Below are 12478 nucleotides of genomic sequence, written 5' to 3'. Positions count from 1 at the left end.
GATGCTCTGCAAAAACCCCGAGGTTCCGCGTTGTTGTATCTTGCCCAAGGAAAACCACCACACTGCCGGCGTTCGACCCGGCTGAACACCCGCCAGCCAGGCGAAGTGTGCATGTAACAAGTGTTAATGGATTCCGTGGGGCGCGTTATCAGTACAAGCCCTAAAATGAATCGGTGACCTCCATACTCAACGCCGACCTGCACTGCCATTCCGTCGTTTCCGACGGAACCCTGACGCCCGAAGACCTGGCCGCGCGGGCCAAGGCCAACGGGGTGGAGCTGTGGGCGTTGACGGACCATGACGAGATCGGCGGCCAGCACCGTGCGGCCGCTGCCGCCCGCGCCCAAGGCATGGCCTACCTCACCGGCACCGAAATTTCGGTCACCTTTGCCGACACCACCGTCCATATCGTGGGTCTGGGCTTTGACCCTGACGACACCCAGCTGGCCCAGGGCCTGACCGCCACACGCGGCGGGCGCGGCGAACGGGCGCAGGAGATGGCGGCCCAGCTGGCCCAGGTCGGCATCAAGGGCGCCTACGAAGGGGCGCTGCAGTTTGTGGGCAACCCGGCACTCATCTCGCGCACCCATTTCGCGCGTTTTCTGGTGGAAACCGGCGTGTGCAAGGACACCTCCGAGGTGTTTCGCAAATTCCTGACCGAAGGCAAACCAGGCTATGTGCCCCACAGGTGGGCCAGCCTGGGGGATGCCGTGCGCTGGATCACACAGGCCGGGGGCATGGCGGTGATCGCCCACCCGGCGCGCTACAAGTTCAGCGCCAATGAAGAATTCGCGCTGTTCTCCGAATTCAAGCAACATGGTGGCCGGGCGGTCGAGGTCGTCACGGGCAGCCACAGCGCAGCCGAGTACGTGACCTACGCCGACATGGCGCAGGAGTTTGGCCTGGCCGCATCGCGTGGCAGCGACTTCCACAGCCCCGACGAGTCGCACACCGACCTGGGCACGCTGCCCCTGCTGCCCGGCGCATTGACCCCCGTGTGGGAACTGCTGTCCGACCGAATTTTGCGATGACCCCGCGCTGCCGCAGCCGCGCCAGCCGCCCTCTGGACGACCTGCCACCAGGCAAGGCACCCACGCGCAGCGCCACGCATCACTGAGAACCTGCCCCATGGCCCAGTATTTCGAAGCCCATCCCGACAACCCGCAGCCCCGGCTGCTCAAGCAAGCCGCACTGCTGCTGCAAAAGGGCGGCATCGTGGCCGTGCCCACGGATTCGAGCTATGCGCTGGTCTGCCACCTGGACGACAAGGACGCAGTGGACCGCCTGCGCCGCATCCGCCAGGTGGACGAAAAGCACCACCTCACGCTGCTGTGCCGCGACCTGTCGGAGCTGGCCAACTACGCACGGGTGGACAACCGGCAGTACCGCCTGCTCAAGCTGGGCACGCCGGGCCCGTACACCTTCATCCTCGAAGCCACCAAGGAAGTGCCCCGCCGCGTGAGCCACCCCTCGCGCAAGACCATTGGGCTGCGGGTGCCCGACCGCAAAGGCCTGCAGCTGCTGCTGGAGCTGCACGGCGCCCCGCTGCTGGCCACCACGTTGATCCCTGCGGGTGAGACCGAGCCCCTGAACGACCCGCAAGAAATTCGCGAGCGCTACGAAAAGCTGGTGGATGCCATCGTCGATGCCGGGGCCTGCCCCCTGGAGCCCACCACGGTGGTGGACCTGACCCCCATGGGCACCGGCGGCGACCCGGTGGTGGTGCGCGAAGGCCGGGGCAGCCTGCAGGCGCTGGGGCTGTAAGAGCCCGCCGAAGCGGCGCCACCCCCAATACATTCGCTGCGGTGCAGCGGGCTTCGCTCAGCCGCCGCTAACGCGCGCCTTGGAGGAGAGAGCCGCGCTGCGGCTCAGGAATTCGTCAGAGCTTGAACGCCCCCACCGCCTGCTCCAGGTCGCGGGCTTGTGCCGACAATGCCGACGCCGTGCTCACCGCATGCTGCACCAGCGAGGCCGTCTCCTGCGTGCTGCCGTCCATGTGCGACACGGCCACGTTGACATGGCTGATGGCTTCGCTCTGCTCGCGCAGGGCGGTGGAGATTTCGCCCAGCAGCGCGCTCACCTGGCCCACAGCGCCGACGATCTCTTCCATGGTCTTGCCCGCCTTGCCCACCTGACCGGCGCCGCTTTCCACCTGTTCGACCGACGCGCTGATCAGTGCCTTGATCTCACGCGCCGCCACCGCGCTGCGCTGGGCCAGGTTGCGCACCTCGCTGGCCACCACGGCAAAACCCCGGCCCTGTTCGCCGGCACGCGCGGCCTCCACGGCAGCATTGAGTGCCAGGATATTGGTCTGGAAGGCAATGCCTTCGATGACCTGGATGATGTCCACAATCTTGCGCGAGCTGCCACTGATGGCCTGCATGGTCTGCACCACCTCGCCCACCACCGACCCGCCCTGCTCGGCAATCGCCGACGCTTGCACGGCCAGGCCGCTGGCCGAATGGGCGCGCTCGGCGTTCTGGCGCACGGTGGCTGTCAGCTGCTCCATGCTGGCTGCCGTCTCGGTCAGGGACGACACCTGGTCTTCCGCCCTGCGCGAAAGGTCGGTGTTGCCATGGTCAATATCTGCCGCAGAGGCGGTGATCGAATCGGTGCTTTGCTTGATCCGGGACACCAAGTCGGTCAGCGTGTCCTCCATGGTGCCCAGCGCGCCCAGCAGGCGGCCAAAGTCACCCTCCAGGTCGGAGTTGAATTCCTGGCTCAGGTCCCCCGAAGCCACGGTTTCGGCGATCAGGATGGCCTGGTTGAGCGGCGCCACGATGCTGGCGCGCAGGCTGAGCGTGGCCACTAAAGCCAGCACAAACACCACCACACTGCAACCGATCACCCAGGTGCGCGCGCTTTGCAACTGCGCCAGCGCCGCCTGGGCCGGGGGCGTGGCGCCCTGCAGCGCCTGCTCGGCACCGCCGATTCCGGACAGCGCCATCACCATCAGCAGCAGCACCACGAGTGCGAGGCCGCCAAACGCCAGCAACAGGCGCGTTCCGATCTTCAAGTTGTTCCACATGGCTTCAATGTCTCCAGGCCTGTTGTATGTCGTTGTGGGAGGGGCCGCCGCGCAGCGTGCGCGCCAAAGGGCACGAACTTGCACAAACTGGCACGGGCTGCGGGCAAGAGGTTGATGCTAGCAACGAACACCCCGCCTGGAGACCCGTCAGCATACGTACAACCCACAATACGCGGTTGCCGCCGGGCGCCTGAACACCCGCCGGGTCACCCTGGCAACGCCGGGGACAGCGGGGCGTCTGAGACAATCCCGGCGTGGACACCTCCAATCTCATCCAAACCGTTCTGATCTACGCCCTGCCGGTGCTGTTTGCGATCACTGTGCACGAGGCGGCCCATGGCTACGCGGCGCGCCACTTTGGCGACAACACCGCGTACATGATGGGGCGCATCACGCTCAACCCTTTCAAGCACATTGACCCGGTCGGCACCATCCTGATGCCGCTGCTGCTGTACTTTGCGACCTCGGGCGCCTTCCTGTTTGGCTACGCCAAGCCGGTGCCGGTCAACTTCGGCAATCTGCGTAACCCCAAGAAGCACATGGTGTGGGTAGCCCTGGCCGGGCCCGCGTCCAACTTCATTCAGGCCATCGCCTGGGCCGTGCTGCTGGTAGTGCTGGTGGGCACGGGGATTGAGGAGCGCTTTTTTCTGGAAATGGCACGCGCGGGGGTCATGGTCAACCTGGTGATGTGGGCCTTCAACCTTTTTCCGCTGCCGCCGCTCGATGGCGGGCGCATTCTGGTGGGCCTGCTGCCCTGGAAACAGGCCCATATGGTGTCGCGCATCGAGCCCTGGGGCTTCTTCATCGTGATGGGCCTGGTGATCGCCGGGGTGGTGGGCACGCTGTGGCTGCGCCCCCTGATGGCCGTGGGTTACACCGCCATCAACCTGTTGCTCACCCCGCTGACGGCCTTGCTGCGCTGAGCGCAGCACAGCCTGTGAGCCCGCCACTTCCTGTTCATTTGATCTGCTGAGTTTTTGTTTCCCATGAGCACCACCCGTTTTCTCACCGGCATCACCACCACCGGCACCCCCCACCTGGGCAACTTCGTCGGCTCCATCCGCCCGTCGGTGGCGGCCAGCCTCACGCCCGGCGTGCAGAGCTTTTACTTTCTGGCCGACTACCACGCGCTGATCAAGTGCGAAGACCCGGTGCGCATCCAGCGCTCCACGCTGGAGATCGCGGCCAGCTGGCTGGCCGCAGGGCTCAACCCTGAGAAGGTCACCTTCTACCGCCAGTCCGACATCCCCGAGATCCCCGAGCTGACCTGGCTGCTGACCTGCGTGACCGGCAAGGGCGTGCTGAACCGTGCCCACGCCTACAAGGCCAGCGTGGACAAGAACACCGCCGCCGGGCGCGAGCACGACGACGGTGTCACCGCAGGCCTGTTCATGTACCCGGTGCTGATGGGCGCGGACATTCTGATGTTCAAGGCCCACAAGGTGCCGGTGGGCCGCGACCAGATCCAGCATATCGAGATGGCCCGCGACATGGCGGCCAGCTTCAACCACCTGTACGGCGAGCACTTTGTGCTGCCCGAGGCGGCCATCGACGACCATGTGGCCACACTGCCCGGGCTGGATGGCCGCAAGATGAGCAAGAGCTACGACAACACCATCCCGCTGTTCAGCTCGCGTGCCCAGCTGCAGAAGCTCATCGGCGGCATCCTGACCGACTCGCGCGCGCCCGGCGAGGCCAAAGAGGTCGAAGGCTCGGCCCTGTTCCAGATCTACCAGGCCTTTGCCACGCCCGAAGAGACCGAGGCCCTGCGCAAGGCCTATGCCGACGGCATTGCCTGGGGCGACGCCAAGCACCTGCTGCTGGAGCGCGTGGACCAAGTGATCGCCCCCATGCGCGCGCAGTACGAAGAACTCATCCACAACCCTGCGCGCATCGAACAGACCCTGCTGGCTGGCGCCGAGCGCGCCCGCGCTCTGGCCACGCCGTTCATCCGCGAACTGCGCAGCGCCGTGGGCCTGCGCAGCCTGGTGCAGGCCAGCACAGCCGCCAAACCGGCCAAGGCCGCCAAGGCCGCACTGCCCGCTTTCAAGCAGTACCGCGAGGCCGACGGCAAGTTCTACTTCAAGCTCGTGGCCGCCGACGGCCGCCTGCTGCTGCAGAGCACGGGCTTTGACGCACCCAAGGAGGCCGGCCAGGCGATTGCCCAGTTGCAGAAGGACAGCGCAGCCCTGCAGACCCTGGCCCCGCGTTTGGCGCCCGTGGACGGCGTGGAAGCTGCCGAAGTGACGGCCGCCCTGCAGGCGCTGGCCGAGGCCGCCGCAGCATAAGCCGGCGCGCCACCGAGCGCCGCGTGCAAGACACACAGCCCGAGCCGCAAGGCTGCGGGCTCTTTTTTGTACGCCTTTCAATGCCTATTCGCTACATTTTTGATAGCTACTTGGGCATATCGCACTAGCGCTACCGGCCAAAAAGGCCTCAAACACCCTTCCATCACCCGGTAAAGGCGCCCTCTGCACACTGGGCGCCCCTTCAGTCCCGGTACCGCACCAGGGCCCACAGCGTGGGCCGCTCCCCGGTGCGCAGCCCGGTCTGCACCGTGCCGGTAAAGCTCCAGCGCCGGTCCTGCGACTCCCAGCCATGGGCCAGGGCCAGGCTCCAGCCCGGGGCGCGTTGCACAGTGTTGGCCTCGTCGATATAGCGCATACCGCGCCAGGTCAGGCGCAGCAGCGAAAAGCTGCGCGCCTCATGGCGCCATGTGGTCTGGCCCAGCACCACGTGGCGGGCAAAGCCGGGCAGCCAACGCCCCTCCAGACCCGCCCCGGTGTTGCGCGATGTGGTGTGGATGTAGCTGCCCAGCACGCTCCAGCGCGGACCCAGCAAATGGTTGACGGACACCGTGGCCTGCGCCAGCTGTCCCTGCCCGAAGACAGGCGTTTCCTCATAGGTGCTGAGCGTGGTCTGGGCATTGAGCACCACGGGGGCGATGGTGGCCACGTTGTCGAACAGCGCCCCCGTGTTCTGCGCAAACAGGCGACCGTTGGCGGCCACCAGGTTGCTGATGCGCTGTCCCGACAGGCTGGCGCCCCAGAAGGTGGTGGAGCTGGCCTCCCAGTCCAGTTGCACCGCGTGCTTGCGGGCGTAGCTGCCCGCAAGCAGGTACTGGTTGTCCACGGCAATGGCACCCGTGGCGACGGGCGACAGGGTGTGCGTGCCGGGCGCTCGCACGCTCTCCTGCCAGGCCCAGTGCAGGGCGCGGCCCGGGCCCAGGCGCAGGCTGGCGCCCAGGCGCGGCAGCAGCCGGTGGCGGTGCGCCGCGCCGTCGTCCTGCACGGGCAGCAGGTCTTGTCCCGTCGCTGTGTCGGCATAACGGTCGCGCTGCCGGGTGGTGAACCGGGGCCAGTACGCCTCGGCCATCCAGGTCCAGGCACCGCTGCGCCATTCGCCCGCCACCCAGGGCATGTGGTAGCGCTCGGTGTTGGTGCGCGGCGTGGTGATGCCGGGGTCAGAGATCGCGCTGACGGCATCCCTGTCCACGCGCTCCCAGCCCACGCTCAGGCGGTGCGCGCCCCACAACACGGTGTGGCGCAGGAACAGGCCCTGCTCGTCACTGGCATAGCGGTAGTCCTGGGGGCCCCAGCGCGCATCGTCCAGCACCAGTCCGGAGGTCTGGCGCCCGCTGTGCACCTTGAGCCAGGTCTGGCTGTCGGCCGACCATCGCCACGCGGCGCCCAGGTCCGTGCGGCGGGTGCGCGTCTCGGCGCCTCCGGTGAAGGTGATGCCGTTGCCGAAGTCCAGGCCTTGCGGAAAGCGATAGCGCAAGGTGGTGTCGCCATGCAGCGCGAACAGCGACAGGCTCTCGTTGGGCCGCACACCCAGCGCCAGGTCCACCCCGGGCGACGACAGGCGGTACTGCGTGGTGGCGGGGCCTTCGCGGGGCCACATCTGCACGTCGTTGGCCCGCACCAGCCAGGCCACAGGCACGTTGCTGGCGGCAAAGCCGCGGTAGCCCACATCGGCTGTGGCGTTGTGGCGCAGCGGGTTGCGTTCAGCGCTCGCGCCCATCGACCATTCACTGCCTGCAGACAGCGTGAGCGGCGCGCGCTTGTCGCTGGCGCCAAACACGGTGGGGTCGGTGAGGTAGCCCTGGAACAGCTCGGAGCGGCGGCTGAAGTCGCTCTCGTACCGGTCGGCCAGAAAGAAGTGGCTGCCCGCCCACAGCGGGTAGTACGACGCACTGGCGTAGGCCCGTGCCCAGTGCTCCATGCCGAAGTCGCCCAGCGCCTTGCCCAGGTTGGCCGAGCCCTGGCTGTCCGAGGCCAGCGGGTTGAGCGACTTCAGGTAGGGCAGCCGGGTGAGCGCCTCGCGCGCTGCGGCCATGGCCGCCACAGGCTCGCCGCTGTCGTTGCGCAGCATGGCCTCCACTTGCCAGGGCAGCGGGTCGCGCGCGTCAGCCAGGCGTGCGCGGACCAGTGCGTCCAGCGCTGCGGCGCGCTCGCCCAGCGTGTATTCGGCCACCGCCAGCCACACCTGTGCGCGGGCGTATCGCGGCTCAATCACCAAGGCCTTGAGCAGCGCGGTGCGGGCCGCCTCGGCATCGCCCTGCCGCAGGGCCAGCAACCCGGCGGCTGCCAGGGCCACATAGTCGTCGCCCGACTGCGCCAGGGCGGCATCCAGGGCGGTGCGCGCCTCGGCAAGGCGCAGGCCTTCGATGGCCGCCGTGGCGGCTTCGCCCCAGTAGGCCGCTTGGTCTGGCGCCAGGGCCACGGCCTGCGCCAGTGCACTGCGGGCCGCGCGCAGGTCTCCGCGCTCTTGCAATGCGCGGCCCAGCCCTGCCAGGGCGGCGGCCCGCTGCGCATCGCCCTCCGCGTGGGTCACCGCCTGCCGGTACAAGGCCAGGGCGGCGTCCCCCTGCCCTTGCAGCCGGTGCCAGTCGGCGTCGGCCTGCAGCAATGGCGCAAAGCCGGGCGACGCGGCGCGCGTGGTATCCAGCCAGGTGCGCGCTTCTGGCAGGCGGTCCAGCGCCATCAGCAGGTCGGCGCGGCCCGCAGCGGTACGGGGATCTCGCGTGCGCTGCCAGGCCAGGGCCAGGCGCTGCTGCGCGGCGTCGGGCTGGCCGTCCATCACCTCCAGGTCCGCCAGGGCCAGCTCGACCACCACCCCACCATCGCCCTGCGCCGACAGGGCCAGCAACAGGGCACGCGCCTGGGCCCATTGCCCCGCCTGCAATGCGGCGCGAACCTCTGCCAGAGCGGGTGGTGCCGTCTGAACGGGCTGGAACTCGGTCCAACGCGTCAGGTCGCCCGGGTAGGCGGCCACCCACTGCACCCGCTCGCGGGGGTTGACCAGCAGGCGCTTGACAGGCGCCTGGCCGGGCTCGGCCACGCCCTGCTCGGCGGGCCCCAGTTGCACGCTGCCCAGGTCGTTGCGCAACTCCACAGCGCCGGACAGCACGGTGAGCGTGGTCCGCCCCGCTCCATCCACCTCCACGTCCCAGTCGGTACCCCGCACCACGGCCAGCGCTGCAGGCGTTTGCAGTTGCAGGTTGGCCGGGGCCTTCTTGGTGCGCGCCCACAGCCGGCCCGCAGCCAGTTCCAGCAGGGTGCGCGCTGGCTGGGCCTCGCACAGCCTCAATTGCGCGTTAGCCGACATGCGGATCTGCGTGCGGTCCGCCAGCAGCAATGCGGCGGATGACAACGCCAGTGTGCGCATGTCTGCGCCCGGGCCCAACGGCTGGGCGAGCCTGGCAGGCAGCCAGGGCTGGGTGCCGGGGGGGCGCGTTTCGCCTTGGCCGCTGAGCGCCACAATTTGCGCAGCCACTGCGTCAGGCGCCAGAGGTACACCGGCACATTGCGCGCTGGCACTGGCAGCACTCCAGGCCGACAGGGCGACACCCACCGGCGTAAGCCACGCCAGGCGTGACGGGGATGACACAGGAGGGATGGGCATGGTGGGCCTCTCTGGGGGAGTCTTGCGCCGGGGACTCAGGTCTTGTCCAGTGCCCGCGCTGTGAATACGGGGGTGGCGCCCGCTGCAGGGCCGTCCGCCAGAGCTGTGTCTGCCTGGGCCTGCACCCGGGCCTGCCAGCGCAGCGCCTGCCCGTGCCACTGCGGGGCATGCGCGGCCGCGTGCGCGCACGCATCGGCACAGCACTGCAGGGCCCGTGCCCAGCGCGCAGCCCGCAGGTGGTCCCGCAGCTTGTGGCTGATGGAGGCCAGCGCAGCGTCGTCACACGGTGTGTACACGTCCACACCGGTGCTACGCCCAGCCAGCACCACGGTGTCCAGCCACATCAGTCGGACCTCTGGGGCACCACCCGCAGACATCATCTGCAGCGCATCGTGTGTGGCGCCCGACAGCAGGATGCCTGTGCCGAAGGCCTTGTTGGCCCCCTCCAGCCGTGCGGCAGTGTTCACGGCGTCGCCCACGGCGGTGTATGTAAAGCGCTCATGCGACCCCAGGTGTCCCACCGCCGCCTCGCCCGTGTGCAGGCCAATGCGCAGTTGCACCTGCGCAAACGGTGTGCACTGCCACTGGGCCCGCAGGTCCACCATGTCGGCCTGCATGGCCAGTGCGCAGGCCAGGGCTCGGTCCGCGTGCCGGGCGTCGGGCAAAGGGGCGTTCCAGAAGGCCATGACAGCGTCGCCGATGAACTTGTCCAGCGTGCCGCCGTGCTGGTGCACGGTGTGGGTCATGCGGGAGAAGTAGGCATTCAGCGCCTGGGCCACGGCCTCGGGAGGCAGGTGCTCGCTGGCGGCGGTGAAGCCTGCCAGGTCAGAGAACAGCAACGTCAGCACACGGCGCTCGCCATGCAGTTGCGGCTGGGCACCGTCGGCCACCAGGGCATCGACCACGGCGGCGGGCACGTAGCGGGCAAAGTCCGCGCGCAGCTGTTCGCGGCGGCGGTGCTCGCGCCAGTAGCTGTCGGCTGCACCCACGTTCAAATGCAGTGCCAGGCCCGCCAGCGTGGGCAGCGCCGTCCACAACACCCCTGCCAGGTAGGCCCCCAGCCCACCCAGCAGGGCAAGCACTGCAAGCGCCGCACTGAGCAGCACCGCCCGCCCACCGCGCCAGCGCCGGGTCCAAGCGGCCACACAGCCCACGGCAAGAGCGGCCTGCAGCCAAGGGCCTGCCGGGTGGGCGGACACCACCCAGTCCCCCGCCAAGCCGTTGACCAGGGCCGTAGCGTGCACCAGCACGCCGGACTGCGTGCCCGCGCCCAGTGCACGCAGGGGCGTGGCGAACTGATCGACCCCGTCCACCGGCGTGTTCTGCCCCAGCAGCACCAGGTGCCCCTGAACGGCTGCAGGCGGCAGCGCCCGGCCGGCCTCCAGCGCCTGGGTGTAGTGGGCGTAGGGCAGCGGGACCTCGGGGGCGTAGTAGCGCAGCAACGCGCCCGGTGGTGGGGGCTGCACACTGCGCCCGCCGCTGCGCGCCAACTCCTGCCACAGGGCATCACTCCGAGCGGGTGCCAGGCGCAGCACGCCATCGTCGTCCGGCTGCACCGCCACACTGCCCTGGCGGGCCATGGGAAACACCGAGGGCACGGTCTGCCGGTATTGCGCCACCTGCGAGGTGTTCACCGCTACATCGGCCGCAGCCAGCACCACCGGCATGCGCCCTTGCAGGGCTGCCGCAAGCGCCGCATCGTCCGCAGGGGACTGGGGTGCGGCAAACAGCATGTCGATGCCCAGCGCCAAGGCGCCCGCCGCAGACAAGGCCTCCACCAGTTGTGCGTGCAGGCGGCGCGGCAGGGGTGGGGTCAGGTTCAGCGCCGCCTGACTGGGTTCGTCCAGTCCGACCACCAGCACGCCTACGTCGGGCGGCGGCGCAGCGGTCCAGCTGGCCAGCAGGTCATGCTCCAGCCGCTGTAGCGGCGTCCACACCGGCAAGGCGGGCAGCAGCGCCAGCAAGCCCAGCGCGAGCACCACCCGCAACGCCCAGGCCCGCCAGGCGTCTTGTGTAACCGGTGCTCGCGTACTTGCACTTGCCATTCCGCCCCTCCACCGCTGCATGCGGCCGTGCACGCAGCACCCACTGTAGTGGCTGTGCCTGCGCGTGCACAGTGGGGGCTTACACGCATGACTCGCGCCATGGCCGCCCCGCACAACACCTATGGGCAGCCACCGGGCATGTGCGTAAACTGGTCTTTTGATCGGTTTGGGAGACTTCCATGAAACTGCTATGTGCCTCCGTGTCCGTGCTGGCCCTGCTGGCGGGCTGCAATGCCACCAACCCCTACGGCCCATCGGGCCCCATGGCCTCGGGCCGCGACCGCACCTTCAGCGTGCCGGTCTACGGGCCCGACACTTCCCAGGCGTATGCGGCGGCCAGCCGCGAATGCCAGCGCATGGCCTTGCACGCCAAACTGTTGCGCAACGATGGCTCGCGTCTGGTGTTTGAATGCGTGAGCGAGTTGCAGGACAAGCCTTGAGGCCAGCCGCCCCACCAGCGTGCCGCCGCTGGGCGAGCGGTGCGGCCTTGCTGGCTCTGTCCGCACTGCTGGCGGGCTGCCAGCACACACCGTCCACCCAGGCAGGCACAGTCACGTCGCCCTGGGTCAACAGCCTGGGCATGGCCTTTGTCCGTGTGCCTGCGGGCACCTTCTGGATGGGGGGCGTGCCCCCCGTCGAAACGCTGGAAAAGAACTTCCCGCTGCTGGAGCGCAAGCGCCTGACCGACCTGGCAGATGAATCGCCAGCGCACGAGGTGCAGATCACCCGCGATTTCTACCTTGGCCAGCACGAGGTCACGGTGGGGCAGTTCCAGCGCTTCCTTGAGGCGTCCGGCTACCGGCCAGAGTCTGAGGCCGATGGCACTGGGGGCTATGGCTACAACCCCGCCTACGACCCGGCCACCACGCGGCGCGGCGATGCGTTCGAGGGCCGCGACCCGCGCTACTCGTGGCGCAACCCCGGCTTTGCGCAGGGCCCGCACCACCCCGTGGTGAACGTGACCTGGAATGACGCGCAGGCCATGGCCCAGTGGCTCAGCCGCACCGAGGGCCACCGCTACCGGCTGCCCACCGAGGCGGAGTGGGAATACGCCTGCCGCGCGGGCAGCCGCAGCCTGTACCCGCATGGTGACAACCCGCAAGAGCTGGTCTCAGCGGGCAATACCTTCGACCAGGCCGCAGCCCCTCAGTGGTCACGCTGGCGCCAGCATGCGCTGGCGGGCAACGACGGATACGCGTTTACCGCGCCGGTAGGCCGCTTTGCCCCCAATGCCTTCGGGCTGTACGACATGCTGGGCAACGCCTGGGAGTGGACGGGCGACTGGCATGGCGACACCTACTACGCCGAGTCTCCACGCAACGACCCCACCGGTCCGGCCACGGGCAGTGTGCGTGTGCGCCGGGGTGGCTCGTGGCACACCTGGGCGCTCTATGCACGCTGCGGCTACCGCAACTGGAACAGCCCGGAGACGCGCTACACGCTGGTCGGCATGCGACTGGTGCGTGAAGTAGCGGCAGAGCCCCCCGCGCAGTGACCA

The 12478-nt window shown here is 68.7% G+C and carries 9 protein-coding genes; 6 read left to right on the top strand and 3 right to left on the bottom strand.

Going from position 1 to position 12478, the window contains the following annotated elements:
• Nucleotides 1–173: 173 nt before the first annotated feature.
• Complete coding sequence (locus N4G42_RS06855) at nt 174–1031, top strand: 3',5'-nucleoside bisphosphate phosphatase (protein ID WP_260666646.1); 858 nt, start codon at nt 174–176, stop codon at nt 1029–1031.
• A gap of 97 nt (nt 1032–1128) precedes the next feature.
• Nucleotides 1129–1764 (top strand): L-threonylcarbamoyladenylate synthase, encoded by a 636-nt coding sequence (locus N4G42_RS06850; protein ID WP_056060901.1) that lies wholly within the window; start codon nt 1129–1131, stop codon nt 1762–1764.
• 115 nt (nt 1765–1879) lie between these two features.
• On the opposite strand, the gene N4G42_RS06845 is transcribed toward N4G42_RS06850, so the two are convergent.
• Nucleotides 1880–3028: a methyl-accepting chemotaxis protein gene (locus N4G42_RS06845; protein ID WP_099729567.1), complete on the bottom strand. Its 1149-nt coding sequence runs from the start codon at nt 3026–3028 to the stop codon at nt 1880–1882.
• A gap of 254 nt (nt 3029–3282) precedes the next feature.
• Between N4G42_RS06845 and N4G42_RS06840 the strand changes: the two genes are divergently transcribed.
• Nucleotides 3283–3951, top strand: a complete 669-nt coding sequence (locus tag N4G42_RS06840; RefSeq protein ID WP_056060897.1) for a site-2 protease family protein — start codon at nt 3283–3285, stop codon at nt 3949–3951.
• 63 nt (nt 3952–4014) lie between these two features.
• Nucleotides 4015–5316, top strand: coding sequence for a tryptophan--tRNA ligase (locus tag N4G42_RS06835; protein ID WP_056060893.1), 1302 nt, complete (start codon nt 4015–4017; stop codon nt 5314–5316).
• A 202-nt stretch (nt 5317–5518) separates the two neighbouring features.
• Here the strand turns inward: N4G42_RS06835 and N4G42_RS06830 are convergent, their stop codons facing one another.
• Both N4G42_RS06830 and N4G42_RS06825 read right to left on the bottom strand, forming a co-directional pair.
• Nucleotides 5519–8935 (bottom strand): FecR domain-containing protein, encoded by a 3417-nt coding sequence (locus N4G42_RS06830; protein WP_260666642.1) that lies wholly within the window; start codon nt 8933–8935, stop codon nt 5519–5521.
• Between the two features lie 35 nt (nt 8936–8970).
• A complete protein-coding gene (locus tag N4G42_RS06825) occupies nt 8971–10980 on the bottom strand; it encodes a CHASE2 domain-containing protein (RefSeq protein WP_260666641.1) in 2010 nt (669 codons plus the stop codon).
• A gap of 179 nt (nt 10981–11159) precedes the next feature.
• Here N4G42_RS06825 and N4G42_RS06820 point away from each other — a divergent pair, with 179 nt between their 5' ends.
• Entirely contained in the window at nt 11160–11420 is a 261-nt protein-coding gene (locus N4G42_RS06820) for a hypothetical protein (protein ID WP_015013035.1), read from the top strand.
• Nucleotides 11421–11467: 47 nt separating this feature from the next.
• On the top strand, nt 11468–12475 hold the full coding sequence (locus N4G42_RS06815; protein ID WP_409557805.1) for a formylglycine-generating enzyme family protein: 1008 nt from the start codon (nt 11468–11470) through the stop codon (nt 12473–12475).
• Nucleotides 12476–12478: the final 3 nt, after the last annotated feature.

This window comes from Acidovorax sp. K2F (genome assembly GCF_025246485.1).
Taxonomy (GTDB): Bacteria; Pseudomonadota; Gammaproteobacteria; order Burkholderiales; family Burkholderiaceae_C; genus Acidovorax; species Acidovorax delafieldii.
Note: the sequence above shows the minus strand (reverse complement) of the source record. Positions and strands in the feature narration are given on the sequence as shown.

Excerpts from the sequence above, each read along its gene's own strand:
- N4G42_RS06850 (WP_056060901.1), top strand. The coding sequence starts at position 1,129 with ATGGCCCAGTATTTCGAAGCCCATCCCGACAACCCGCAGCCCCGGCTG.
- N4G42_RS06845 (WP_099729567.1), bottom strand. The coding sequence starts at position 3,028 with ATGTGGAACAACTTGAAGATCGGAACGCGCCTGTTGCTGGCGTTTGGC.
- N4G42_RS06835 (WP_056060893.1), top strand. The coding sequence starts at position 4,015 with ATGAGCACCACCCGTTTTCTCACCGGCATCACCACCACCGGCACCCCC.
- N4G42_RS06830 (WP_260666642.1), bottom strand. The coding sequence starts at position 8,935 with ATGCCCATCCCTCCTGTGTCATCCCCGTCACGCCTGGCGTGGCTTACG.
- N4G42_RS06825 (WP_260666641.1), bottom strand. The coding sequence starts at position 10,980 with ATGGCAAGTGCAAGTACGCGAGCACCGGTTACACAAGACGCCTGGCGG.
- N4G42_RS06820 (WP_015013035.1), top strand. The coding sequence starts at position 11,160 with ATGAAACTGCTATGTGCCTCCGTGTCCGTGCTGGCCCTGCTGGCGGGC.